This window comes from Streptomyces sp. NPDC032721, assembly GCF_055579625.1.
In genome coordinates, this window is the sequence record NZ_JBVIMX010000012.1 from 276,395 (window position 1) to 302,214 (window position 25,820).

Below are 25,820 nucleotides of genomic sequence, written 5' to 3' on the forward strand. Positions count from 1 at the left end.
ACAGCGGGGACGAGCGCGCTTCGGGGAGGCGACGTGGACGACTACGCGGGTCGGGTGCTTGCCGACCGCTACCGCCTTCCCCTGCCGCCGTCCGACGAGTACGACCTGGTGGAGACCAGGGCCTTCGACGGGTACAGCGGCCAGGAAGTCCTGGTGCGGCAGGTGCCGCTGCCCGAGGTGGTGGACGCCGAGTTCCTCGACAGCGAGGGCGGCCCCGTGCACCGGCGGCCGGGCCCCGGGCGGGGCGCGCCGCGCCGGTCCGGTGATCCCGCCGTACGGCGGGCGATCGAGGCGGCCCAGGCCGCCGCGCAGATTCCCGACCACCCCCGGCTCGACCAGGTCTTCGACGTCTTCGAGGAGGACGGCTCCCTCTGGATAGTGAGCGAGCTGGTGGCCGCGCGGCCGCTGGCGGCGCTGCTCGCCGAGGCACCGCTCAGCCCGTACCGGGCCGCCGAGGTCGCCTCCGACGTGCTCACCGCGCTGCGGGTGCTGCACGCGCACGGCTGGACCCACCGGAACATCACCGTCCGCACCGTGCTCGTCTGCGACGACGGGCGCATCGTGCTGACCGGCCTCGCGGCGGGCGCGGCGGAGGAGGCGCTCTGCGGGTACGCGCCGATACCCGGGACGGTCGGTGGGGGCCCGGTGCCTTCCGGGGCTGCTGGGGCGGCCGGGGCGGCCGGTGGAGGAGTGGCGGGCGGGCCCGGAGGCGCTGCGGGCGATACGGGAGTACCGGTGCCGCGCGGTCATGTGGCGGCGGGCGACGGGGACTTCGGGGGTACGGGGAAGACGCCGGGCACCGGGCTGCCCGCACTGCCGACGGACTTCCTCGGCAGGCCCGCCGAACAGGCGGACGCCCGGCAGGCGCAGACCCCCACCGCGGATGCGCGGGCGGCCCGTGCCGGGGCGATAGCCGCGTACCGCGCGGGCGCGCGGGCGGCGGCCAAGGCGACCGAGGAGCAGCGCCGCCAGTCCGTCGAGTCGTCGCGCGGCCCGTACGTCCAGGACTCCGGCAGCGGCTCGGGCGCCGGTACGGGAACGGGTTCCGGCGGCGCGGCGGGTGCGGCAGGTGCGGTGTCGCCGTACGGTGCGGCAGCGGCGGGTACCGGCCCGGTGTCCCCGTACGGCGACGGCGCGGTTTCCCCGTACGGCAGCCGGACCAGGGCCATCTCCCCGTACGGCGAGGAAACCGGCCCGGCCCGCGCTGATCGCGGCGAACGCGGCGAAGGAGTCGAGCGGGTCGGCGGGCAGACGCCCGCGACCAGTTGGCACGGTGCGCTGCCCCGGGGCGGCGGAGCCGGCGGTGAGGCGCTGCGCGCCGACGGACTGCGGCACAGCCAGCAGCCGGACCAGGCCCAGGACCGCCCCCAGGACCGGCTGTCCCAGGACCGGCTGTCCCACGACCGCCCCCAGGGACAGGGGCGGCAGCTCGCCGTGCCCGAGCCGCCCGCCGAGCTGGCCGTCCCCAAGCCGGCCGGTGGCAGCGGCCGTTGGGACGACGTCATCGCCGGCCTTCCCTACCGTGGCCCGAGCTCCCCGCTGGCCGCCGAGCGCGCCCGGCAGACCCGTATCGCCGTCGTCGGGGCGGTCACCGAGCGGTGGGCGCCCGAGCAGGCCGGACCGGTGCACGAGAACTGGCAGCTGGCGCCGCCGATCGGACCCGCCACCGACTTGTGGGCGCTCGGCGCGCTGCTGTTCCGCGTCGTACAGGGACATGCGCCCTATCCGGAGGACAACACCGCCGAGCTGGTGCAGATGGTGTGCGCCGAGCCGCCCGCGTTCGCGGAGGAGTGCGGTCCGCTGCGGCCCGTCGTGGAGTCGCTGCTGCGCCAGGACCCCACCGAGCGGCCCGACTTCGAGGAGCTGCGCGGCTGGCTGCGCTCCCTGGTGCGCTCGGCGCCGGAGCCGGACGCGGGCACCAAGGTCGTCCCGCTGCCGACGTCGCCGCCGGACGCGACGCGGCTGCCGATCGTACGGCGCCGGGGCGAGCTGGTCCGCAAGCGCAAGGGCGGCTCGCAGCACGGACGGCACCGGCACAAGCAGGGCAAGGGGCGGGAGCGGGCCGCGAAACCGGCGAAGCCGCCGCGTCCGCCCCGGGTGCAGCGCGAGCCCCGGATCGGGGCGCGGCAGCCGCGCTCCCTGGGGAAGTGGCTGTTCGGGCTCATCATGGTGGGACTGGCGGCGGCCGTCGCCTACGCCCTGGTGTTCCTGCCGAAGGACGACGGCACGTCACCCGGCGGGCAGAACACGGGCAGCGGCCAGCCCGTGCCGTCCGGACAGCAGTCCGGTCAGCCGCAGCAGCCGGCGCCCGAGCGCACCGACGACCCGTCGGCGGGACAGCCGCCCGCCGACGACGGCAAGGGCGACGACGACGCGTCCGGCGGCACCCCGTCCGCCACCGGGCAGCCGCCCGCCCAGCAGAACCCGGCGTCCGACCTGCCGCCCGGGTACACCCTCGCCAAGGACCGGGACGGCTTCCAGATCGCCGTCGACAAGAACTGGCGGCGCTCCCCGATCAACGACAGCCGCCAGGTCCGTTTCCAGGGGAACGACATCGAGCTCGTGGTGGTTCCCGGCCGCGACAGCGTCAAGGACAAGGGCGGCGATCCGATGAACTACCAGCTCAAGGAGGAGCGCGAACTGCAGCCGCTGCGCGATTCCACCTGGGCCTCCTCGGGCGGACTGCGACGCATCAGCGTCGGCCAGCAGGCCATGGCGGAGGGGCAGTTCACCTGGAAGGACAGCAGCGGGCGCGATGTCTTCGTACGCAACAGGGCGATGATCGTGGACGGGACGTACCACATCATTCAGGTCATCGGCCCCGACTCGCAGCGCGACGAGGTGACGCGGGTGTACGACGCCGCGGTGCTGCACTACCGCGCCACCAAGTGAAGTCACAGTGCGGTCTCGTGATCGCCCCTGTGTGCCACCTCCGCAACCCTGATCCGTAACCTGGGTCCCCTGAGACACGGGGCGGTGGGCTGGACAGTGGAGAACGCGAGCAACAGTACGACCGGTGGTACAGGCAGCGGGACCGGCGAGGGGCACCTGCTCGCCGGGCGGTACCGGCTGGGTGACGTCCTCGGCAGCGGCGGCATGGGCCGCGTCTGGCGGGCCCACGACGAGGTGCTGCACCGGACCGTCGCCGTCAAGGAGTTGCGGGCCGGTCTGTACGCCGCCGAGGCCGACCGCGCCGTACTGCACGCGCGCACCCAGAAGGAGGCGCGGGCCGCCGCCCGGATCAACCACCCCGGTGTCGTCACCGTCCACGACGTGCTGGAGCACGACGACCGCCCGTGGATCGTCATGGAGTACGTCGACGGGCCCTCGATGGCCGACGCACTCAAGCAGACCGGCAGCTTCGACGCCCGCGAGGCCGCCCGGATCGGCCTGCACGTCCTGGGCGCTCTGCGTGCCGCGCACACCGTCGGCGTACTGCACCGGGACGTCAAGCCGGGCAACGTGATGCTGGCCAGGGACGGCCGGGTACTGCTCACCGACTTCGGCATCGCCGCCATCGAGGGCGACTCCACCATCACCCGTACCGGTGAACTGGTCGGCTCCATCGACTACTTGGCGCCCGAGCGGATACGCGGCGAGGACCCGGGCCCCGCCTCCGACCTCTGGGCCCTCGGTGCCACCCTGTACACGGCCGTCGAGGAGCGCTCGCCCTTCCGCCGTACCTCGCCGATCGGCACGCTCCAGGCCGTGATCGCGGAGGAACCCGAGCCGTCGTACCACGCGGGAGCGCTCGGCCCCGTGATCGTGGCGCTGCTCCGCAAGGAGGCCGAGGACCGGCCGGATGCCGCCGAGGCCGAACGGATGCTGCTCCAGGCGATGGAGGGGCGCCCGCCCCGGCAGGCGCAGGCGCACGTACCGACCCGGCAGGTGAGCCAGGAGGAGCTGCGGACCGCCGTGCCCGCAGGGCCGACGACCCCGCTGCCGGTGCCGCCGCCGGGACCGGAGGTGGCGGTCCACGCGCGCGTGCATCCGCAGCCGGACGAGTACCCGTCGGTGACCGCGGGGGTTCCGGCGAGCGGCCGGGCCCCGGGCAAGCGGCGCGGCAGGACCGTGCTGGGCATCGTCGCGGCGGCGGTCATCGGGGGCGGGGCCGTGTTCGGCGCGATCCAGCTGATGGACCAGAACGACCCCCACCTGGGGAGCCTGCCCCAGAGTTCGGCCGGTCAGGGCGGGAACGGCGACCCCAAGGGCGGGAACGGCACGCCGAAGCCGAAGCCGGATCCGGACAAGAAGCCGGATGGCGAGGGCGGTCTGCCGGACGGCTGGCACATGGTGAAGGAGGCCGGTTTCGACATCCCGGTCCCCAAGGGCTGGCAGCGCGAGCAGAAGGGCACGGGCCAGTTCGACTACACGCCCAACAACGGCCGGCACCGCATCCGGGTGAACGTCGACCCGAATCCCGACTACTCCACCCCGTTCCGGCATCTGTCCGCCCTGGCGGCCTCGATCTCCGATTCCCTCCCCGAGTACCGCCAGTTGAAGCTGGTGAAGGACACCTACCGGGACCGGGAGAGCGGGCTGCTGGAGTTCACGTACCGGGAGAAGACGGATAACCCCGGCATGCGATTCGCCATCGACCAGATGCACTTCGGGGGCAACGGCGGACCCGAGTACGCGATCTACGTGTCGGGTCCGCTGGAGGACCGGGAGAAGACGCGGGAGCGGTTCAACGTGGTGCAGCGCGGCTGGCAGAACGACGGGTAGCGGTCACCGTCCGCAGGTCGCCGCCGTGCGGCAGGCGTTTCGAGTGACGTGTGTGGGGACTGTTACGGCTCTGCATCGCTCGACGTCCCGGGGGGTGACGGCCGTGCCGTGCGCGTCAGGATGGGTGCATGACGAACGACGGGGGACCGGCGTACGAGCCCACCAGCTACGGGCTCCGACCGCCACACGCACCGCAGCAGCCGCACCACGAAGGACCGCCGGGTGAGCAGCCCACCCAGGTCCAAGTGCCCACGCAGGAGACCCGGGTGACGGACCCGGTGGCCGGCCGTGTCATCGGCGGCCGCTACCGGCTGGTCTCGCGGCTCGGCCACGGCGGCATGGGCACCGTCTGGCGCGCGCACGACCAGGTGGTGGACCGGGACGTCGCGGTGAAGGAGCCCCGCGTCCCCGACCACCTGCCCGAGCGCGACCGGCAGACCGTCTACCTGCGGATGCAGCGCGAGGCACGGGCCGCCGCCCGCATCACCCACCCCTCGGTGGTCACCATGCACGACGTGGTCGTCGAGGACGGCAAGCCGTGGATCGTCATGGAGCTGGTCCCCGGGCACTCCCTCGGCGACCGCCTCCAGGAGGGCACCCTCGACGTCCGCGACGCCGCCCGGATCGGCCTCGCGGTGCTCGGCGCGCTGGACGCCGCGCACCGGGCCGGCGTACTGCACCGCGACGTCAAGCCCGACAACGTCCTGCTCGGTGAGAACGACCGGGTGGTGCTGAGCGACTTCGGCATCGCCCAGATCGAGGGCGAACAGGGCCTCACCGACACCGGCGGCTTCGTCGGCTCGCCCGAATTCATCGCCCCGGAGCGGGTGTTGGGGCAGCGCCCAGGACCCGCGTCCGACCTGTGGTCGCTCGGTGTGGTGCTGTACGCGGCCGTCGAGGGCATGTCCCCCTACCGGCGCTCCAACACCCCCGCCACCCTCCAGGCGGTGCTGTCCGCCGAGCCGCAGAACCCCGCCCGGGGCAACGGCGCCTTCGGCGCGCTGGTGATGCGGCTGCTGAGCAAGGACCCGGCGGCCCGCCCCGACGCGGCGACGGTGCGCGCCGAGCTGGAGAAGGCGGCGGGCCAGGCGCCGCCCCCCGTCGCGTACACCAGGGTGATGGGGCGGAGCACCGGCTCCGACTGGGTGCCGCCCGTGCTCCGGCGCAGCAGGGCGGCGCGGTTCGGGCTGCTCGGCGGTGCGCTGGCCGTGGCGCTCGCCCTCGTGCTGGTGCTGGTCAACCCCTTCGCGGGCGACGGCCCGCCGGAGAACTGGAAGCTGCACCGGGCGCTCCAGAGCGTCACCGCCGACATCTACCTGCCCAGCGACTACAAGTCCTACGACGACAGCGCCGACAACACCGAGAGCTTCTACGAGCCGGGCAACGTCTTCCAGGTCTACGTGGTGCGCGTGGCCATCGACAAGGACAACCAGCCGCCGCAGCGGAAGACGCGCGAGGAGTACTACAGGGCCGGCGGCAAGGACAAGACCGAGATGAAGGACGCCAAGACCGTCGTCACGGACAGCACCCAGCAGGGCAGGCCCGCGTTCGACACCGTCGTCGACTACACCAACTACTCGGACAGCGGCGCCGCCCCGGTGCGTGAGCGCCGGCGCGAGCGGGTGGTGGTCAGCGAGGCTAAGAAGGCGTACTGGCGGATCGAGGTGGACGGTCCGTCCGAGGGCAAGTTCCGGGCCGAGGGGGACCAGCTCTTCGCGGACGTCGTCAAACACCTGAAGATCCTGGATCTCTGACCGAATCCAGGGAAGTTCCAGGGAAGCGCCCCTGATCAGGCCTTATGTGCCAGTGATCGCTGGCGCGGTCGTGAGGGCCCGGTGAAAAGGCATTACCGACGGGTACCAAATCCGCCCGACGGGCAATACGCTCGCCCGTATGACGGACTCGCAGGCTCTCACGGCACCCCTCGGCAGCAACCCCGTGGCCACCCCGCCGGCAGGCGCACGCACGGCGGCGGACGTGATCACCCCGGAAGTGGTGGCCCAGCTGACCCGTGGAGTGGTCGGATCCGGCCGGACCGCCAACCACGGTCCGCTGACCGGCGAGAAGCTGGCCGATCTGCCGGAGTCCACCCCCGAGGACGTCGCCGTCGCCTTCGAGCGGGCCCGCACCGCCCAGCCCGCCTGGGAGGCCGTCCCCGTCAGGCAGCGGGCCGCCGTGCTGCTGCGCTTCCACGACCTGGTGCTGGAGCGGCAGGCCGAGATACTCGACCTGGTCCAGCTGGAGACCGGCAAGGCGCGGCTGCACGCGCACGAGGAGATCCAGGCCGTCGCGATGGCCGCCCGCCACTACGGCCGCCAGGCACCCTCGTACCTCAGGCCCAAGCGGCACACCGGCGCCGTACCGACCCTCACCAAGGTCACCGAGCAGCGCCACCCGCGCGGCGTCGTCGGCCAGATCTCGCCGTGGAACTACCCCTTCGAGCTCTCCGTCGGCGACTGCCTGCCCGCCCTGGTCGCGGGCAACGCCCTGGTGATGAAGCCCGACACGGAGACCGCGCTGTCCGCCCTGTGGGGCCGTGACCTGCTGGTCGAGGCGGGGCTGCCGCCCGAGGTCTTCCAGGTCGTCCTCGGCGAGGGCCCGGTCGTCGGCCCCGAGGTCGTCAAGCACGCCGACTACGTTTCCTTCACCGGCTCCACCCGCACCGGCCGCGAGATCGCCCAGAGCGCCGGCGCCCGCCTGGTCGGCGTCTCCCTCGAACTCGGCGGCAAGAACGCCATGCTGGTCCTTGAGGACGCCGACGTCGAGAAGGCCGCCGCCGGAGCCGTCCGCGCCTGCTTCGCCTCGGCCGGACAGCTCTGCATCTCCATCGAGCGGCTGTACGTCCACGAGTCGATCGCGGACGACTTCGTGCAGCGCTTCGTCGCCCGTACGAAGGCGATGCGCCTGGGCACCGCCCTCGCCTACGGTGCCGACCTGGGCTCGCTGGTCGGCCCGCGCCAGCTGGAGACCGTCACCCGGCACGTCGACGAGGCCGTCAACAAGGGCGCCACCGTCCTCGCCGGAGGCACCGCCCGCCCCGACGTCGGCCCGTACTTCTACGAGCCGACCATCCTGGAGGGCGTGGAGGCTCCCATGGCGGTCTGCGGCGAGGAGACCTTCGGCCCGGTCGTCTCGATCTACCGGTTCCGCGACGAGGACGAGGTCATCGCGGAGGCCAACGCCACCCCGTACGGCCTGAATTCGAGCGTCTGGACCAAGAACGGCAAGCGCGGTCACGCCGTCGCGTCCCGCCTGCGCACCGGCACCGTCAACATCAACGAGGGCTACGGTCCCGCGTACGCCAGCGTCCGCGCCCCGATGGGCGGAATGAAGGAGTCCGGACTGAGCCGCAGGCACGGCTCCGAGGGCATCCTGAAGTACACCGAGGCGCAGACCGTCGCCCACCAGCGGCTCCTTCCGCTCGCGCCGTCCTTCGGGATGGACGACGAGAAGTACGCCGCGTTCATGACCACCAGCCTCAAGGTCATGAAGGCGTTCCGGCTGCGCTGACGGCCGTGGCCGCGGCTGCGACCGCGGCCACGTTCGCGGTCGCGGGTCCGGCCGCTCGGGCGCTTTGCGTCTCTATCCACTTTTCAAGGAACGAGGAGTGCACGTGTCCGAGGAGAGCTCTGCCCAAAACCAGGAAGCGGCCGGGGAGGCCGGGGAGTTCGACTACGACGTCATCGTCGTCGGCTCCGGCTTCGGCGGTGCCGTCTCCGCGCTCCGGCTCACGGAGAAGGGGTACCGCGTCGGTGTCCTGGAGGCCGGTCGCCGCTTCACCCGCGAGACCCTGCCCAAGAACTCCTGGGACCTGAAGAACTACCTGTGGGCTCCCGCGCTGGGCCTGTTCGGCATCCAGCGGGTGCACCTGTTGGGAAACGTCATGGTCCTGGCAGGTGCGGGCGTCGGCGGCGGTTCGCTGAACTACGCCAACACCCTCTACGTACCTCCCGCTCCCTTCTTCGAGGACCAGCAGTGGGCGGGCATCACCGACTGGCAGGACGAACTCGCTCCGTACTACGACCAGGCCAAGCGGATGCTGGGCGTGCGCATCAACCCGACCATGACCCCGTCCGACGTGCACCTGAAGGCGACCGCCGAGGCGATGGGAGTGGGCGACACCTTCCACCTCGCCCCGGTGGGCGTTTTCTACGGCGACGGACGAGACGCCGACGGCAGTTCAACGACCGGACCCGGGCGCGAAGTTCCCGACCCCTACTTCGGAGGAAAAGGCCCTGCTCGCAAGGCCTGCACCGAGTGCGGGGAGTGCATGACGGGCTGCCGGCACGGCGCCAAGAACACCCTCAACGAGAACTACCTCCACCTCGCCGAACAGGCCGGTGCCGTCATCCACCCCATGACGTCCGTCCTCGGCATCTCGGAGCACCCCGACGGCGGCTACCGCGTCGCCACCGCCCCCACCGACGCCCGCCGCAAGGGCACCGCCAGGATCCTGCGCTCCCACCGCGTCGTGGTCGCCGCCGGAACGTACGGCACCCAGACCCTCCTGCACACCATGAAGGACGGCGGCCACCTCCCGCGCATCTCCGCGATGCTCGGCGAGCTGACACGTACCAACTCCGAGGCCCTGGTGGGCTCCCAGACCACCGACCGCCGCTACCGCAAGGCGCACGGCGCGCAGCTCGGCACCTCGGGCGGGAACAAGAAGGTCGACTTCACGCGCGGCGTCGCCATCACGTCCTCCATCCACCCGGACGCCAACACCCACATCGAGCCGGTGCGTTACGGGCACGGCTCCAACGCGATGGGTGCGATGTCGATCCTCCAGGTGCCGTACGCCGAGAAGTTCCCGCGCGCGCTCGGCTGGGTGGCGAACGTGGTCCGGCACCCGGCCCTGGCGGCCCGCTCCCTGTCCAACCACCGCTGGTCCGAGAAGACCATCATCGGCCTCGTCATGCAGTCCCTGGACAACTCCCTGACCACGTACCGCAAACCGGGAGGCATCGGGAAGGGCCTGCTCACCGCCCGCCAGGGGCACGGCGCACCCAACCCCAAGCAGATCCCCGAGGCGTCCCGCGCGGCCTCCCTCCTCGCCAAGGAGATCAACGGGTTCGCGGGCAGCAACATCGGCGAACTGATGGGCACCCCGCTCACCGCGCACTTCCTCGGCGGCTGCCCGATCGGCGCGAGCGCCGAGGAGGGCGTCATCGACCCGTACCACCGGCTGTACGGGTACCCCGGCATCTCGGTCGTCGACGGCTCGGCGGTCTCCGCCAACCTCGGCGTGAACCCGTCCCTGACCATCACGGCGCAGGCGGAGCGGGCGATGTCGCTGTGGCCCAACAAGGGCGAGCCGGACACCCGCCCCGAGCAGGGCGCCGCCTACGTGCGCCTGGCGGCGGTCGAGCCGAAGAACCCGGCCGTACCGGCGGAGGCGTTCGGGGCGCTGCGGCTGCCGCTGCTGGCCGTTCCGGCCGTACCGCCGAAGAAGAAGGTTCAGAAGTAGGTTTAGCCGCTCACCCGCGCAGAAGCGCGAGCGTGCGCAAACAAGCCCGCGCACACGCGAAGAGGGCTGCATCCCCCTCCGAATGCAGCCCTCTTCGTCGTGGTGCGGTGGTTACGCGTCGGACTTGCGACGGCGCACCATGAACAGCGCACCGGCACCCAGCACGACGGCCGCGCCGCCCGCGAGGGCGAAGACCGGCACCTGCGAGGACGCACCGGTGGCCGCGAGGTTGCCGGTCACCGCGGGAACCTTGCCCGGGGCGGGCTTGGAACCGGGCACGGACACCGGGGTCTTGCCGCCTTCCTGCGGCTTGGTGCCGGAGGTGTCCGTACCGGCCTTGACGATCTGGAACTTGTACGCGGTCTCGCCGGCACCTATGCAGCCCTTGTCCAGGTCGACGTAGACGCCGCCGCCCAGGGTGAAGCCGGTGCCGACCGGGGCGCCCGCCGCGACCTTGAGACGCAGCTTGATGTCGATCTCGAAGTCGGGCTCCAGTGTGTCGGTCTCGCCGACGTAACCGGCGGCCAGGTCCTCCATGTTGACGGGCTGCCAGCTCTTGCCGGTCTCGTCGTACGCCTCCAGCTGGACCTGCTTCGTGGTGAAGAGGTCGGAGCCGTCCTTGTCGGCGGCGGCGCCAGCGAAGACGGCGACGCCGTCCAGCGCGCGGTCGGACTTGTTGTAGACGTTCAGGTTGAACGGGTGCCAGCCGCTGCCCGCCGCGATCTTGCCGGGCAGGCCGCTGATCGTCAGGTCGATGGAGACGTCCTTGCACTCGCCCGGCAGCTCTTCCTCGGGCGACGACGGACTCGGCTTACCGGAGGGCGTCTTGGTCGGGGCGGTCGACGGCGTGCCGCTGGGGGACTTCGTGGCCGTGGCCGACGGGGTGCCGCTCGGCGAGGCGCTCGTGCCCGTCGAGGGAGTGGTCTCCGGCGACTTGCTCGGCGTCGTCGTGGCCGACGGCGTGCCGCTCGGCGACGCGGTGACGGACGCGCTGGGGGTCGGGGTGGTCGTGGCGTACGCGGCCGAGGCCGAGAACAGCGAGACCGGAGCGATGACAGCCGTGGCGGCCGCGAGGGCCAGGGAACGGCGGAGCTTCATGGGACCTCAGAAAGTCTGGCGCACCGACATGGGGGACGCGGCGCGAGATGTGAGGAGTCCTGCGGTGCGCGTGCGCACCGGAGAGCCCTGTGGTTACGCAAGGGAGACCAGTGGCAATGGCCAAAGGTTGTAGGCGTACAAACAAAACCTTTACGTGAGCTGGGTCACGTCCTGCCGACCGGCTCCGGGCGTCCCCGGAGCCGACCGTCTGGGCGACCGGAAGTGGCTGTCCCCTGCCGTCCGGTCGCACACGCTGGGGCGAGGTCCCACGACGCACCGGCCGAAGCCCGTACGTCACACGCCCCAACCGGGGCCACGCGTGGCACCGGGACCAACGAAGCCGCCTCCGCTCCGGTCACGCGCCGTACGGGTGAGTGCGGGAACGCACGCGCTCCCGTGCCCGGCCCGGGGTCCCGGCGTTCCCGCGCTCCCGCCGGAGCGGTCAGACGCGGCCCCGGCACAGCTCCAGCAGCGTCATCGCCAGGGTGGTGCCCGGCTTGCCGAGGGCGTCCCTGTAGTGGCCCAGGACGTCCATCTCGCGGGAGAGGTTGACCCGGCGGCCGCCCGAGGTGATCCGGGCCTCCTGGATGACGGCCGAGACGGCCATCCGTTCCTGGACGAGGCCGATGATCCGGTCGTCGAGGGCGTCGATGCGCTCCCGCGCGCCCGTGATGAGGGCCGCGGCGTCCTCGGTGCGGGCGCCGGTGACCTCGGTGGCGGGGGCGGCGGTGGTGGTGCTGTTCATGTCCGTACTCCTGGAGTGAGGGCGTGCGCCCCTTTACCGGCTCTCAGGTCCGGAAACGACAGAACGCCCCGGGCCTGTTCGGCCCGGGGCGCCTGGGAAGTCGCTTGTCAGTTGCTACAAGCAGCACGACCGTGGCAGCCGGACGGGCCGGTTGCCATAGGTAAAGACGAAGGTCTGGTGCTTGCGCATGGCCCCAGTATCGCCCGACGCCCGCGCGCGGCGTCAAACCGGTTCGTACGGTGAGACGGAACCGGGTATCGCGAGCGCCGGTAGAATCGACAAAACCGACCCCTTGCTCCCACCGCCGGAAGGCCGCCAGTGTCATCTGCGTCCCCCGCTGCCGCGCCAGACGTCGTACTCGTCGTCGACTTCGGTGCCCAGTACGCCCAGCTCATCGCCCGCCGCGTCCGCGAGGCCCGGATCTACAGCGAGATCGTCCCGAGCACCATGCCGGTGGCCGAGATGCTGGCCAAGAACCCCAAGGCGATCATCCTCTCCGGCGGTCCCTCCTCGGTGTACGCCGAGGGCGCCCCGTCCATCGACCGCGCGCTCTTCGAGGCCGGTGTCCCGGTCTTCGGCATGTGCTACGGCTTCCAGATCATGGCCACCACGCTCGGCGGCACCGTCGACGACAACGGTGCCCGCGAGTACGGCCGTACGCCGCTGAAGGTCACCCGCTCCGGCTCCACCCTCTTCGAGGGCACCCCCGACGAGCAGTCGGTGTGGATGTCGCACGGCGACGCCTGCTCGGCGGCCCCCGAGGGCTTCACCGTCACCGCGTCCACCGACGTGGTCCCGGTCGCCGCCTTCGAGAACGACGAGAAGAAGCTCTACGGCGTCCAGTACCACCCCGAGGTGCTGCACTCCACCCACGGCCAGCAGGTCCTGGAGCACTTCCTCTACCGGGGCGCGGGCATCGAGCCGACCTGGACGACCGGCAACGTCATCGAGGAGCAGGTTGCCCTCATCCGCGAGCAGGTCGGCGACAAGCGCGCCATCTGCGGCCTGTCCGGCGGCGTGGACTCGGCAGTCGCCGCAGCCCTCGTCCAGAAGGCCATCGGCGACCAGCTGACCTGCGTGTACGTCGACCACGGTCTGATGCGCAAGGGCGAGACCGAGCAGGTCGAGAAGGACTTCGTCGCCGCGACCGGCGCCCGTCTGGTCGTCGTCGACGCCGAGAAGCGCTTCCTGGACGCGCTGGCCGGCGTCTCCGACCCGGAGACCAAGCGGAAGATCATCGGCCGCGAGTTCATCCGCGTCTTCGAGCAGGCCCAGCTGGAGATCCTCCAGGAGGAGGGTCCGGCGGTCGCGTTCCTGGTCCAGGGCACCCTGTACCCGGACGTCGTCGAGTCCGGCGGCGGCACCGGCACCGCCAACATCAAGTCGCACCACAACGTGGGCGGCCTCCCCGACGACATCGAGTTCGAGCTCGTCGAGCCGCTGCGCCAGCTGTTCAAGGACGAGGTCCGGATGGTCGGCCAGGAGCTCGGGCTGCCCGACGAGATCGTCCAGCGCCAGCCGTTCCCCGGCCCCGGCCTGGGTATCCGTATCGTCGGCGAGGTCAACAAGGAGCGGCTCGACCTGCTCCGCGAGGCCGACGCCATCGCCCGCGAGGAGCTCTCCGCGGCCGGTCTGGACCGCGAGATCTGGCAGTGCCCGGTCGTGCTGCTCGCCGATGTGCGCTCGGTGGGCGTACAGGGCGACGGCCGCACCTACGGCCACCCGATCGTGCTGCGCCCGGTCAGCTCCGAGGACGCCATGACGGCGGACTGGACGCGGATGCCGTACGACGTACTGGCGAAGATCTCGACGCGGATCACCAACGAGGTCGCCGACGTCAACCGGGTCGTGCTCGACGTCACGAGCAAGCCGCCGGGGACGATCGAGTGGGAGTAAAGCCTCCCCCGCTGTAGTCGATGCCGCCGTCACCCCTTTCCGGGGTGGCGGCGGCATCGTCGTTCGCGGGCACCCCTGGTTTCCGTTCGTACCAGGAGGTAGCTTCCGCCCCATGACCGCCGAGACACCCGCGCCCCCGCCCGTTCCCGTCGACCGGCTCGACTTCGCGATGCCGCCCGTCCACGACGATCCGGCGGACGAACGCCGCTACCGCAAGGAACGGCTGGCCGGGGCGCTGCGGATCTTCGCCTCGTACGGGTACGAGGAGGGCGTGTCCGGGCACATCACGGCGCGCGACCCCGAGTACACCGACTGCTACTGGGTGAACCCCTTCGGCCTCGCCTTCGCCGAGGTGACCGTGAGCGATCTGATCCTGGTCAACGGGGAGGGGCAGGTCGTCCAGGGACGGCGGCACGTCAACCAGGCCGCGTTCACCGTCCACGCGCAGGTGCACAAGGCGCGGCCGGACGTGGTCGCCGTCGCGCACACGCACTCCCTGCACGGGCGGGCGTTCAGCGCGCTGGGGGAGCTGCTCGACCCGATCACCCAGGAGGCGTGCGCCTTCTACGAGGCGCACTCGCTGTACGACGCGTACACGGGCGTCGCTGTCGACCCGACCGAGGGCCGGTGGATCGCCGGGGCGCTCGGCAGCCACAAGGCGGTGGTGCTGCGCAACCACGGGCTGCTCACGGTGGGGGACTCGGTGGACGCGGCGGCGTGGTGGTTCCACACGCTGGAACGTTCGTGCCAGGTGCAGCTGGCGGCGCGGGCGGCCGGGAAGCCGGTGCTGATCGGGCACAAGGAGGCGGTCGAGACGCGCGACCAGATCGGCAGCGACCTGGTGGCGTGGATCAACTACCAGTCGATGTGGCGGCGGATCAGCAGGGCGGAGCCCGAGCTGCTGGACTGAGTCCGGGTTGCTGGACCGAGCCCGAGCTTCTGGACTGAGTCCGAGCTTCTGGACCGAGCCGCGCATACCGGCGTCAACCCGGGTACGGGAAGTCACCCCGTGCGGGCGTGGGCGTGGCACGGAGTTGCCCGTGCGTGCGGCACAATTCCCTTTCATCACATGGGTGTTCACGGTTGACGGTGAACCGGGCGGGGAAGGGCGGCACTTGCCGTGGCGGTGCAAGAGGCGAGACAGGGCACGCACGGCGGAGCGCAGGGTGGGGTGCACGGCGGGAACTGCACCTGCGGCGACTGCCCGCACGGCGCGCGCGAGGGGCACCGGCGCGCCGTCGCCGCCTTCCTCGCCAAGCGCGACGAACTCGCGGCGGGCGAAGGCCTGCCGTCCGCCGTCGTCCACTCCGCCGGGGCGTCCCGGCAGTGGGTCTCCGACGAACTGACCCAGTCCGCCAGGGCCGTCGCCGAGCGCTCCCGCGAGGCGGGCGAGGTCTGGCTCCGGCTGCTGTGGCGCAGGACGCTGGTGGTGGTGTGGGGAGCCGTGCTGCTCCTGGTGCTGGTCGAGGCGTTCACCGCGATCGGGGCCGGCTGGACCGTCGCCCGTACCGCGGGGCTGGCCGCGGCCCTCGTCACCGGCGCCCTGCTGACCGGCGCGGCACGGGTGCACCGGGCGCGCGGCGGGCTGCTCGCGCCGCTGATCGGCGAGGACAACCGGCTCTCCACCTCGCGCGCCGTCGCCGCCTCCTGGGTGCTGCTGGCCGTCTTCGCCGTCATGGTGCTGGCGGTGCAGCTGGCCGGGGCGTCCGACCCGGCCGACCGCGACGCGCTGATCGCCGGGCTGGATCTGGCCCGGGGTGCTGGTGTGCTGACCGTCCTCGCGCTGACCTGCGCGATTGCCGTGCTCGTACGGCAGTTGGTGGGGGCACGGGTGCGGAAGCAGACCCTGCAGAAGGTACGGGCGGACCGGCCGCGCGCCGCCGACCTGCTCACCGACGACTCCGGGCGCGGGAACTTCTGCGACCTCACCTATGTGCTGGTGTCGGCCGTGGCGGTGGTCTTCGCCGCCGTACGCCTGGCCAGGCGGCCGGAGCAGTTGCCCGACCTGCCCTGGGGGCTGGCCCTGCTCGTGGTGGCAGGGGCGGCGACGTACGTGGCAGGGAAGTTCGCGGAGGGCGGCCGTCCGGTCGTGCTGTCCGTCGTACGGGCCAGGGAGGCGGGCGACCTCGACGGGCCGATCCGTACCGGCGACGACATCGAGATCCGGGGCGCCGGGTTCGTACCGCCGGGGGCGGGGACGCCGGACCGGCTGGCGCGGATGGTGGTGCGGATCGGGACGGTCCACGTCCATGTGCCGCTGGTGCCGGTGCCGGGCGGGTTCGCCAATCCGACCGACGGCGCGCTGACCGTGCCGGTGCCCGTCGAGGTGGAGCCAGGGGAGGTCGACGTGCAGGTGGTGACGGCGGCCGGGGTCGAGACGAACCGCTGCCGGATCGACGTCACCGACTGAGTCCCGCCCGTCCTTCGAACGTATGGTCAAAGTGACGGGACGGACGGGGCGAGGTACGAGGAAGGCAGGGCCGGGCCATGGCTTACGGATACGGGACAGCGGGCACGCGCGCGTACGGGACGAACGAACCGAGGGGCTGGAAGCACAGCGCGAGCCGCCTCGCCCTGCTCCCGCTGCGCGTCTTCCTCGGCATCACCTTCGTCTACGCGGGCCTCGACAAGCTCACCGACAGCGCCTTCCTCTCCGCGAGCGGCACCGGTTCGATCGGCGAGCTGATGCGCTCCGTGCGCGACAGCTCCGCCGTCCCCTGGCTGGTCGACCTGGCGCTGAAGGCCCCCGAGGGCTTCGGCTACGCCATCGCGACCGGCGAGCTCCTCGTCGGCATCGGCACCCTGCTCGGCCTCTTCGCGCGCGTGGCCGCGGTCGGCGGGGCGCTGATCTCGCTCAGCCTGTGGCTCACCGTCAGCTGGCAGACCACGCCCTACTACTACGGCAACGACCTCGCCTACCTGATGGCCTGGCTGCCGCTGGTGCTGGCCGGGGCCACCGTGTTCTCGCTGGACGCGATGCGCGCCCTGCGGCGGCGCCGCACGCTGTAGGTGATCAGCCCGGCGAAGGCGGCCACCGCCAGACCGGCGCAGACCAGCGGGATCAGTGCCCACCAGGGGGTGTCCCAGGTGCCCGTGACGTCCGCCGCGTACAGCCCGGCCGCGCCCAGGAAGGTCAGGCCGAGGATCGCCCGGCCGGGCTGGAACTCATGACGCAGCACGGCGCACCTCCACCTGTCCGACACCCAGTTCGAGGGTGAGCGAGAGAGTGCCCGCCGGTTTCGCACCGGCCGGCGGATCCAGCGTCACGGACTCCCGCGCGCCACTGCGCAGGACCTCGTCCGTGGGGCCAGGGTCGGGCAGCCGGATGTTGCCCATGCCGACCTCCACGTCGAGCCGTACGGTCGCGTCCCTGGGCACCACGACGCGCAGCACGCCCGCGCCGAGCTCGACGCCGGTGGACACTATCCTCCCCTTCGGTACGGCGACCCGGGTGAGGTCGAGATTGCCCTCACCGGCGCCGAGTTCGTATACGGGCTGGACCGACGCGGCGGTGGCGGGGTGCCAGTTGGTGACGCCCAGGTCCGTGGTGATGTTCTTGGGGATCACCGTGGCGGCCGTCAGCAGACCGGCGGTGATCAGCGCAAGGAAAACCGTTCCCGCGCCCACCCGGCCGAGGAACGACGCGAGCACGAGACCGACGCCGAAGACCACGAGCGCGCAGGTCAGACCGATCGCCAGACTGGTGCCCAGCGGGTGGTCGTGCCAGGTCGCGAACGTGCCCACCCCGCCCGCGAGGAGGGCGGTGAGGAAGGTGAGACCGCCGAAGGACCGGGGGCGCGGGTCGTGGTGCCGTACCGGGGAACCCGGCTCGGCGGCGGGACGGCCGTCCTGGGACACCGAGTCCGAGGGGCCCCAGAGGTAGCCGTGCGGGACGGGGCCGGTGGTGCCGTCCTTGACGATCGGGTCGCGCCACCAGGAGGGGGCGCCGGGGACGGGCGGGGCCTTGGTCTCCGGGGGCGCGGCCACGTCGGCGGCCTGGGCGGCGCCCGGCTCGTCGGAAGCGGCGGCGGCCCGGCGCTGCCGGGACCACATGGTGCTGGCGCCGACGGCCAGCAGGAGCATGACGGAGAAGCCGAAGGCGCCGCCGTTGTGCAGCATCGACAGGAACATGCCGCAGCCGACCAGCGCGAGGAGCACCGCGATCAGCGCGGGACCGTCGACCCGGCCGGTCAGCAGCCGCTTCGCCTCGTTCTCCTCGTCCCCCTCCAGCGGGATCAGCAGCCAGGCGAAGCCGTACGCGATCAGGCCGATGCCACCGGTCACGGCGGTGACGCCCAGGACGATGCGGAAGATCACCGGGTCGACGTCGAAGTACTCGCCGAGACCGCCGCAGATCCCGCCGAGGGTCTTGTGGCGGCGGCTGCGGCGCAGCGGCCGCCGGGCCTCGGCGGCCGGCGGCACCGCATCGGAGCCGGACGGGGCCCCATCGGCGGCCGGGGGCACCGCATCGGCGGGGCCCGCCGCACCGGCGGGGCCCGGGCGGCCGTCCGGGCCGGGGCGTCCGTCCGGGCGGGGGGCGTCCGTCACCTCGTCGTCGTGGACTTCTGTCATACGCCCCATGGTGACCGGCATTCGCGGCGCGCGGCACCTGGTACGACCCTGGCTGATCCCTGATTTCCCCGGGCCGCGCACTGCGGTTTCCCTCAGGGGATTATGGGGTTTTCCCCCATGTGCGGGACCTGGCGGCCGTGTGACCATCAAGGCATGTCGTCCATCGCCCCGGGCCGCCGAGCGGCCCGCACACCCGTCTCCGAGCAGGACCCGGCCGGTCCGCCGCCGCGCAAGCTGTACCGCAGCGCGGACGGGCGGATGCTCGGCGGGGTCGCGCGGGGGCTGGCGGGGCATCTGGGGCTGCCGGTCGTCTGGGTGCGGATCGCGTTCTTCGCGCTGTTCCTCATGCAGGGCCTCGGGGCGCTGCTCTACGCGGTGTTCTGGTTCTTCGTGCCGCTGGGTGTCGGCGGGGTCGGGGCCGAGCCGCGCAGCGCCTTCGAGACCGGTCCCGACGGGCGGCGCAGACTGCGGATGCCCGACAAGGGGCAGGTCGTCGCACTGATCGCCCTGTGCGTCGGCGCCTCCATCTTCATAGGCAACGTCGACACGGCCGGCTCGGGCCGGTACGTCTGGCCGCTGCTGCTGACCGGCGCGGGCGTGGTGCTCGTCTGGCGCCAGGCGGACAACGCGCGCCGTGCGCACTGGACCGAGGGCGACAGCCGCCGTCGCCGGACGCTCCAGATCCTCCGGGGCATCGCGGGCGTGGCCCTGGTCGGCGTCGGCCTGACCGTCTTCCTGGTGGTGCGCGGCTCGGCGGCCCAGCTGGGCAACGTACTGACGGCGGCGCTCGCGGTGATCGCCGGGATCGGGATGCTGGCGGGGCCCTATCTCGTCCGGATGACGCAGGACCTCTCCGAGGAGCGGCTGATGCGCATCCGCGCCCAGGAGCGGGCCGAGGTCGCCGCCCACGTCCACGACTCGGTGCTGCACACCCTCACCCTGATCCAGCGCAATGCGGACGACGGCTCGGAGGTACGGCGCCTCGCCCGCGCCCAGGAGCGCGAGCTGCGCAACTGGCTCTACAAACCGGAGGGCACCGGCAAGGACGCCGACGAGGAACCGAGCACCCTCGCCGAAGCGGTGAAGCGGGCGGCGGCCGAGGTCGAGGACAAGCACGGGGTGCCGCTGGAGGTCGTGGTCGTCGGCGACTGCCCGCTCGACGAGAAGCTGACCGCACAGATGCAGGCCGCACGCGAGGCAATGGTGAACGCCGCGAAGTACGGTGGCGAGGGCGGCGCGGTGCAGGTCTTCGCGGAGGTCGAGGGCCGCTCGGTGTTCGTGTCCGTACGCGACCGGGGGCCCGGCTTCGACCTCGACGCCATACCCGGCGACCGGATGGGTGTACGAGAATCGATCATCGGCCGGATGGAGCGCAACGGCGGCAGCGCGCGACTGCGTTCCGCACCCGACGGGGGCACGGTAGTGGAGCTGGACATGGAGAGGGCGGCGGACGCATGAGCGAGCACGGCACGACGGGGCAGGGCACCAACGAGCAGGGCGGCACCGGGGACGCGGCGCCCGAGCGGCACGTGCGGGTGGTGCTGGTCGACGACCACCGGATGTTCCGTACCGGGGTGCAGGCCGAGATCGGGCAGACCGCTACCACCGGCGTCGAGGTGGTCGGCGAGGCCGCCGACGTCGACCAGGCGGTCACCGTCATCACCGCGACCCGGCCCGAGGTGGTGCTCCTCGACGTGCACCTGCCGGGCGGCGGCGGGGTCGAGGTGCTGCGCCGGTGCGCGCCGCTGATGTCGGACGCCGAGCGGCCCGTGCGGTTCCTGGCGCTGTCGGTGTCGGACGCGGCGGAGGACGTCATCGGCGTCATCCGGGGCGGCGCCCGCGGGTACGTGACCAAGACGATCACCGGTGCCGACCTGATCAACTCGGTGTTCCGGGTGCAGGACGGCGACGCGGTCTTCTCGCCCCGGCTGGCCGGTTTCGTACTGGACGCGTTCGCGTCGACGGACGCGCCGCCGGTCGACGAGGACATGGACCGGCTCACCCAGCGTGAGCGCGAGGTGCTGCGGCTGATCGCCCGGGGCTATGCGTACAAGGAGATCGCCAAGCAGCTGTTCATCTCGGTGAAGACGGTCGAGTCGCACGTCTCGGCGGTGCTGCGCAAGCTCCAGCTCTCCAACCGGCACGAGCTGACCCGGTGGGCGACGGCACGGCGGCTGGTCTGACCGCTGCCGCGCCCGGTGACATCGCGTGGGCCGTCGGACGTGACCCGGTCACATCGCGTGGCCGTTACACGTAGCCCGGTGCGGGTGCGGCGCGGGTGTGAGGCGCGTGACAGTGGCGTGAAACGGGGGAACGAGGACGGGGGATCACACCTCTAGTACTCATGTGATGAGTCTGACGGGGACCCCCTTCTTCGCGACCGCGCTCGCGCTGCTCGCGCTCGCGTTCGTCCTGCCGCTGGCGCTGTGGAGCCGGGTGCGCGGGCCCGCCGTCGTGCGCGGCGCCGTACGGCTGGTGATGCTGCTGTTCGCCCAGATCACCGCCATCACCGTGGTCTTCGTCGCGGTCAACAACGCCAACGGCCTGTACGACACCTGGGAGGACCTGCTCGGCACCGGTGACCACGTGGGCACCGCCGCCGACCTCGGCCCCGACGGCATAGGCGGCGAGAAGCTGGCCGACCAGCCGAAGGTCGCGGCGAAGTTCAAGCCGGTCAAGGACGCCAGGATGGGCGAGGGCGTGCAGGTCACCGACCTCAAGGGCCGGATCTCCGGGGTCGAGGGCGAGGTGTACGTGTGGCTGCCGCCGCAGTACGACGACCCGGCGTACAAGGACAAGAAGTTCCCGGTGGTCCAGCTGCTGCCCGGCTACCCCGGCTCCGCGAAGGCCTGGTTCGGCACCCTTGAGGTCAACAAGCAGCTGAAGCCGCTGATGAAGCAGGGCAAGGTCAAGCCGTTCATCCTGGTCTCGCCGCGCACCACCCTGCTCGGCGACCAGACCGACACCGGCTGCACCAACACCCCCGGCAAGGTCAATGCCGAGACCTGGCTGAGCGTCGACGTACGGAAGATGGTCTCCGACACCTTCCGCGCCTCGGACAAGGCCGCCGACTGGGCCGTCGGCGGCTACTCGGCAGGCGCGCACTGCGCGGCCAAGCTGGCCGTCGCCCATCCCGACCGCTACCGGGCCGGGGTCAGCCTCTCCGGCTTCAACGACCCCAACGGCGAGCCCGCCTCGCTCACCGCCGCCACCCCGGAACTGCGGCGCGCCAACAACCCGTACTTCCTGCTGAAGGCGGCGAACGCGGCGAAGAAGCCGCCGCGCACCGCACTGTTCGTCTCGGGTGCGGCGGGCGACGGCTACGAGAGCGGCACCGCCCTGAAGGGCGAGGCGAAGGCGCCGACGACGGTACGGGTCGTGAAGCTGAGCGGACCCCACGGCACCAGCGTGTGGAAGCAGCAGGTGCCGGAGGTCTTCCGGTGGCTTTCCGAGCAGGTCGGCAAGTAGCGCCCACTCCCTGCTGTCGCCCTGTCAGTACCTGCGGCCGCGGCCGCCGCGCAGCCGGCCCAGCAACTGCCTGGCCTGGGCGCGCCTGCGCGGGTCGGCGGCCTCGCGGCGGCCCCGGGCCATGGTGCGGCGGCCCTGCGGACTGCGTGCGTAACTCTTGAGTTTGCTGATGATGCCCGGCATGGCCAGTCCTTTCGGAGAAGGGGTCGTGCCTCTGCCGGGCGTGTACCCGGGCCGCTCCGGCTGAAGCATCAGGCCGGCCGCGTCGCCCCCGCCCACGGCATCTCGTCGATCGGCGCGATCCGCACCGGGGCGCCGGGCCGGGGCGCGTGGATCATCCTGCCGTCGCCGATGTACAGGCCGACGTGGGTGATGCCGGAGTAGAAGAACAGCAGATCTCCCGGCGCGAGCTGGGAACGCGAGACCCGCTGTCCGGCGTTGATCTGGGTGTACGTGGTCCGCGGCAGCGCCACTCCCGCCGAGCGCCAGGCGGCCTGCGTCAGACCGGAGCAGTCGAAGGAGGAGGGGCCCGTGGCACCCCAGACATAGGGTTTCCCGAGCGCCGAGTAGGCGAACGAAACGGCCTGTGAGGCACGGGCGTTGGGCGCCCGGGTGCCACCGCGCGGCATCTCCGTACGCCCCGGGGCCGAGCGGTCGGCGCGGTCGCCGTCCGCCTCGCCGTGGCCGTCCTGGGCGGCGTACCGGGCGCGGTCGTCGGCGCCGAGCCGCGACAGCAGCTCCTCGGCACCGGCGATCTTCTCCTGGATCGTCGCCTTCTGCTTCTTCAACTCGCTCTGTTCCTCGGCGAGTTCGGTGAAGCGCTGGCTCGCCGCGCCGCGCAGCCGGGCGACCTCGGCGACCTGCCTCCGGGCACCCTCCACCTTCACGCTCTGCCGGTCACCGGCCCGGCCGGCCCGCGCCGCCCGCTCCAGATAGCGGTCCGGGTCCGAGGTCAGGGCGACCTGGAGCGCGGGCTCGATGCCCCCGGTGCGGTACTGCGCGGCGGCCATCGGGCCGAGCGCCTTGCGGGCGGCGTTGAGCCGTTCCGTCCTGCGGGCGGCCTCGTCCCGGAGCGCGTCCAGGGACTTCTTGGTGCGCTCGGACTTCTCCTTGACCCCGTTGTACGTCTCGGTGGCGGTCTCGGCCTCGTGGTAGAGCTTGTCGATCTTGGACTTGAGCTGTGCCGGGGTGAGGGCCGGCTCCGCCTGCGCGGTGCCCTCCAGTGCGGTGGTGCCCGCTGCCCCCGCCAGAGCGAGGGTGACGGCGGTGGTACGGGCGGTACGAGCGGTGCTGCCGGTGAGTGAGCGCGGCTTGGGCTTCCGGTGCGCTGCCACGAGGGCGTTCACGTCCTTCCACGGGTACGTCCGTCGCGTACGCGGGTTCCGTACGCGTCCGGCGGCGGCCCCGAACAGGGGGGAGACGGGAACCGCCGCCGGATTCTCTCGGCGGTGGCGGTCGACGGCCGGCCCGGGGTCGGGACGGCGTGGGGAGTCGGCCACCTGGGGAGGGACGCTAAACCTGGGCGTCACGGCACAGCCTTCGAATGACCACTAGTGATCGAAAGTGGTACGCCACTGGTTGAGCGCGATCGGTCGGCCCGAGGCGGAATCTCTACTTCCAGTAAGTACGTGACCGATGGGGCGGAAGTGCCCGCCCTGCCGCGAGAAGCCTGCTAAGGCCTGGCTAGGGCGTGTCTTTCGGCTCAGGCCTGGGTCGCGGGGCTGGTCACGCACATCTGCTGCGTTGTCGTCAATCGACGACGCTCCTTCCCCAAGCTCTCGGCTTCGCTCGAGCAGGGGAGACCCCATCCGCCTCAATCCTCCGCCTTGCAGCTGCACGCACCCAGCCCCGCTCGGCCACCCCGAAAGGGCAAGGCCCCCCTGGCCGGCCTGATCCGAAAGACACGCCCTAGGCTCCGCCCCATGGACATACTCACGCATGTCTTCGTAGGCCTGCACATCATCGGCATCGCCGCCCTCCTGGGCGGTTTCCTGACCCAGCTGAAGGCAATGGGCGCGGGCACCGCCCGCTTCACCCCGATGATGCTGCACGGCTCGCTGACGATGCTGGTCACCGGCATGCTCCTGGTCGGCCTCCACCAGGCCCAGGACCACGAGGTCAACAACATCAAGATCGGCATCAAGCTGGCGGTCCTGGTCGTGATCCTGGGCCTCGTCTACGTCAAGCGCGACGAGGAGAAGGTGGAGAAGGCGCTGTTCGGCACGGTCGGCGCACTGACGGCCGTCAACATCTTCATCGCGGTCCTGTGGACCTGACTCCGGTCGTGTGACGGGAGGCCGGAAGGTCAGGCCGGACGGACGCTCCCGTAGATCGGCATGTAGTAGATCGACTCCTCGCGGACGTTCGCGCCCGGCTTGGGGGCGTGGATCATCATTCCGTCGCCCTTGTAGATGCCGACGTGGCTGATGTCGTCGTAGAAGAAGACCAGGTCACCGGGCTTGAGGTCCTTGGTCGCGATCCGCGTGCCGACCTTCACCTGGTCCCAGGTGGTGCGCGGCAGCTTCACCCCGGCCTCGCGCCAGGCGGCCTGGGTCAGCCCCGAGCAGTCGTACGACGCGGGGCCGGTGGCGCCCCAGACGTACGGCTTGCCGATCTGCGAGCGGGCGAACGCCAGCACCTTCGCGGCCTTCGTCGCGTACGCGCTGTCGGCCCCGGAGTCCGAACCGGTGCCGGTCCCCGTGCCCGAGCCGCTGCCGGTCCCCGTGCCCGAACCCGTACCGGATCCGGGGCCCGACCCGCTGCCCGACCCGCCCTCCTCCTTGTCCCTCTCCTTCTGCGCGGCCTCGTCCTTCCTCCGCTGTTCCTCCGCCGCCGCCTGCTCGCGCGCCAGCTCGTCCGCCTTGCGCTTGGCCTCCGCCTCGCGCTTGCGCTCCAGCTCCGCCAGCTTCGCCTTCTCCTCGGCGGTCAGCCGCGACAGCAGCCCGCGCGCCATCCCCAGCTTGTCCTGCACCTCCTGCTTGGACTGCCGCAGCGACGCCTGCGAGGTGGTCAGCCGCTCCAGGCTGCCGGTCGCCTCGGCCCGCCGCTTCGCGGCCGACTCCTGCTGCTTGCCGTAGTCGGCGACCAGCTTCTTCTGCCGGTCGGTGGCCCGCGCCATCAGCCGCCGAGAGTCGAAGTACGACTGCGGGTCCTTGGCCAGCAGGATCGCCGCCGTCGGACCGACGGAGCCGTTGCGGTACTGCGAGGCGGCGAACGAGCCGAGCGCCCGCCGGGCCTCGTTCAGCTTGGCGGTGCGCTTGGCCACGTCGTCCAGCAGGCCGGTGACCTTCTCGCGCTGCTGAGCGGTGGCCTCCTTGGCCCGGTTGTACTTCTGGGTGGCCGCCCCCGCCTGCCGGTACAGGTCGTCGACCTTCTTCTGTACGTCCTCGACCGTCGGCTTCGGCGCGACGGGAGCGGCCTGCGCGGACTGGGTGACCAGGCCGACCGTGACCAGGGCGGCGGTCGTGACGCCGATGCCGGGGGCGGAGGACCGTATCAACGACGAGGCGCGCGGGCGCGGCTTGCGATGCGATGCCAAAACAGGCATTCCTTCCGTGGACCGCCTACCGGGTTAGCTGTCGGGTTCGGGCGGTGGAAACGGAAGGTGCCCTACGGCCCAAAATGTGGGGGTACGGGCCGATTCACCCCGGTGTTGCGTGTGGGTCCCCGGTTCCGAACCGCCGTGCGGGCGGCGCGAATTCGGCGCGAGAGGCCCGCTTCCGGCGCGGATCGCCGAGGGGGGTACGGGCTGCTCGCGCAGCACCGTAGCCAATCCCCGTGACGGGTGGGAAGTCTGATGTTCGATATGCCCGATACATTTTCGTTACCTCATGCCGGAGGGGTGCGGCG

The 25,820-nt window shown here is 71.8% G+C and carries 20 protein-coding genes and 1 riboswitch; of the genes, 13 read left to right on the forward strand and 7 right to left on the reverse strand.

The annotated features are described in order from the left end of the window. The first annotated feature begins 33 nt into the window (after window positions 1–33). The 5 genes from ACZ5PB_RS25965 (at window position 34) to ACZ5PB_RS25985 (ending at window position 10,192) form a co-directional block, all read left to right on the forward strand. Window positions 34–2,892 carry a protein kinase gene (locus ACZ5PB_RS25965; protein WP_468694120.1) on the forward strand — a complete coding sequence of 953 codons (2,859 nt, stop codon included), beginning with the start codon at window positions 34–36 and terminating at the stop codon, window positions 2,890–2,892. A gap of 156 nt (window positions 2,893–3,048) precedes the next feature. Then, a complete protein-coding gene (locus tag ACZ5PB_RS25970; protein ID WP_468694163.1) occupies window positions 3,049–4,725 on the forward strand; it encodes a serine/threonine-protein kinase in 1,677 nt (558 codons plus the stop codon). A 128-nt stretch (window positions 4,726–4,853) separates the two neighbouring features. Continuing rightward, a complete protein-coding gene (locus tag ACZ5PB_RS25975) occupies window positions 4,854–6,479 on the forward strand; it encodes a serine/threonine-protein kinase (protein ID WP_468694121.1) in 1,626 nt (541 codons plus the stop codon). 139 nt (window positions 6,480–6,618) lie between these two features. Further along, window positions 6,619–8,235 (forward strand): succinic semialdehyde dehydrogenase, encoded by a 1,617-nt coding sequence (locus tag ACZ5PB_RS25980; protein ID WP_468694122.1) that lies wholly within the window; start codon window positions 6,619–6,621, stop codon window positions 8,233–8,235. 103 nt (window positions 8,236–8,338) lie between these two features. Beyond that, a complete protein-coding gene (locus tag ACZ5PB_RS25985) occupies window positions 8,339–10,192 on the forward strand; it encodes a GMC oxidoreductase (RefSeq protein WP_468694123.1) in 1,854 nt (617 codons plus the stop codon). 111 nt (window positions 10,193–10,303) lie between these two features. Here ACZ5PB_RS25985 and ACZ5PB_RS25990 read toward each other — a convergent pair whose 3' ends face one another. Both ACZ5PB_RS25990 and ACZ5PB_RS25995 read right to left on the reverse strand, forming a co-directional pair. Further along, entirely contained in the window at window positions 10,304–11,290 is a 987-nt protein-coding gene (locus tag ACZ5PB_RS25990; RefSeq protein ID WP_468694124.1) for an LAETG motif-containing sortase-dependent surface protein, read from the reverse strand. Between the two features lie 442 nt (window positions 11,291–11,732). Next, window positions 11,733–12,035 carry a chorismate mutase gene (locus ACZ5PB_RS25995; protein WP_468694125.1) on the reverse strand — a complete coding sequence of 101 codons (303 nt, stop codon included), beginning with the start codon at window positions 12,033–12,035 and terminating at the stop codon, window positions 11,733–11,735. 318 nt (window positions 12,036–12,353) lie between these two features. On the opposite strand from ACZ5PB_RS25995, the gene guaA reads away from it, so the two are divergent. The 4 genes from guaA (at window position 12,354) to ACZ5PB_RS26015 (ending at window position 16,940) form a co-directional block, all read left to right on the forward strand. After that, a complete protein-coding gene (gene guaA / locus ACZ5PB_RS26000; protein WP_468694126.1) occupies window positions 12,354–13,931 on the forward strand; it encodes a glutamine-hydrolyzing GMP synthase in 1,578 nt (525 codons plus the stop codon). A 112-nt stretch (window positions 13,932–14,043) separates the two neighbouring features. Continuing rightward, window positions 14,044–14,841 carry a class II aldolase/adducin family protein gene (locus ACZ5PB_RS26005; protein ID WP_468694127.1) on the forward strand — a complete coding sequence of 266 codons (798 nt, stop codon included), beginning with the start codon at window positions 14,044–14,046 and terminating at the stop codon, window positions 14,839–14,841. Window positions 14,842–15,051: 210 nt separating this feature from the next. Beyond that, complete coding sequence (locus ACZ5PB_RS26010; RefSeq protein WP_468694128.1) at window positions 15,052–16,341, forward strand: hypothetical protein; 1,290 nt, start codon at window positions 15,052–15,054, stop codon at window positions 16,339–16,341. Window positions 16,342–16,418: 77 nt separating this feature from the next. Continuing rightward, window positions 16,419–16,940 carry a DoxX family protein gene (locus ACZ5PB_RS26015; protein WP_468694129.1) on the forward strand — a complete coding sequence of 174 codons (522 nt, stop codon included), beginning with the start codon at window positions 16,419–16,421 and terminating at the stop codon, window positions 16,938–16,940. Here ACZ5PB_RS26015 and ACZ5PB_RS26020 read toward each other — a convergent pair. After that, a complete protein-coding gene (locus tag ACZ5PB_RS26020; RefSeq protein WP_468694130.1) occupies window positions 16,847–17,110 on the reverse strand; it encodes a hypothetical protein in 264 nt (87 codons plus the stop codon). The genes ACZ5PB_RS26015 and ACZ5PB_RS26020 overlap by 94 nt on opposite strands. After that, window positions 17,097–18,503 carry a PspC domain-containing protein gene (locus tag ACZ5PB_RS26025; RefSeq protein WP_468694131.1) on the reverse strand — a complete coding sequence of 469 codons (1,407 nt, stop codon included), beginning with the start codon at window positions 18,501–18,503 and terminating at the stop codon, window positions 17,097–17,099. The genes ACZ5PB_RS26020 and ACZ5PB_RS26025 overlap by 14 nt, the downstream gene beginning before the upstream one ends. A gap of 153 nt (window positions 18,504–18,656) precedes the next feature. On the opposite strand from ACZ5PB_RS26025, the gene ACZ5PB_RS26030 reads away from it, so the two are divergent. The 3 genes from ACZ5PB_RS26030 to ACZ5PB_RS26040 all read left to right on the forward strand — a co-directional run bounded on the left by ACZ5PB_RS26030 (window position 18,657) and on the right by ACZ5PB_RS26040 (window position 21,971). Beyond that, on the forward strand, window positions 18,657–19,961 hold the full coding sequence (locus tag ACZ5PB_RS26030; RefSeq protein WP_468694132.1) for an ATP-binding protein: 1,305 nt from the start codon (window positions 18,657–18,659) through the stop codon (window positions 19,959–19,961). Beyond that, window positions 19,958–20,686 (forward strand): LuxR C-terminal-related transcriptional regulator, encoded by a 729-nt coding sequence (locus ACZ5PB_RS26035; RefSeq protein WP_468694133.1) that lies wholly within the window; start codon window positions 19,958–19,960, stop codon window positions 20,684–20,686. Before ACZ5PB_RS26030 ends, ACZ5PB_RS26035 begins: the two co-directional genes overlap by 4 nt. Before the next feature lie 166 nt (window positions 20,687–20,852). Next, complete coding sequence (locus ACZ5PB_RS26040; RefSeq protein ID WP_468694134.1) at window positions 20,853–21,971, forward strand: alpha/beta hydrolase; 1,119 nt, start codon at window positions 20,853–20,855, stop codon at window positions 21,969–21,971. A 24-nt stretch (window positions 21,972–21,995) separates the two neighbouring features. On the opposite strand, the gene ACZ5PB_RS26045 is transcribed toward ACZ5PB_RS26040, so the two are convergent. Both ACZ5PB_RS26045 and ACZ5PB_RS26050 read right to left on the reverse strand, forming a co-directional pair. Next, complete coding sequence (locus ACZ5PB_RS26045; RefSeq protein ID WP_468694135.1) at window positions 21,996–22,154, reverse strand: hypothetical protein; 159 nt, start codon at window positions 22,152–22,154, stop codon at window positions 21,996–21,998. A gap of 68 nt (window positions 22,155–22,222) precedes the next feature. Further along, window positions 22,223–23,305 (reverse strand): C40 family peptidase, encoded by a 1,083-nt coding sequence (locus ACZ5PB_RS26050; protein WP_468694164.1) that lies wholly within the window; start codon window positions 23,303–23,305, stop codon window positions 22,223–22,225. 588 nt (window positions 23,306–23,893) lie between these two features. Here ACZ5PB_RS26050 and ACZ5PB_RS26055 point away from each other — a divergent pair. Further along, entirely contained in the window at window positions 23,894–24,247 is a 354-nt protein-coding gene (locus ACZ5PB_RS26055) for a hypothetical protein (RefSeq protein ID WP_468694136.1), read from the forward strand. 29 nt (window positions 24,248–24,276) lie between these two features. Here the strand turns inward: ACZ5PB_RS26055 and ACZ5PB_RS26060 are convergent, their stop codons facing one another. Continuing rightward, on the reverse strand, window positions 24,277–25,518 hold the full coding sequence (locus ACZ5PB_RS26060; RefSeq protein WP_468694137.1) for a C40 family peptidase: 1,242 nt from the start codon (window positions 25,516–25,518) through the stop codon (window positions 24,277–24,279). Beyond that, window positions 25,517–25,686: riboswitch (cyclic di-AMP (ydaO/yuaA leader) on the reverse strand. It overlaps the preceding gene by 2 nt. Window positions 25,687–25,820: the final 134 nt, after the last annotated feature.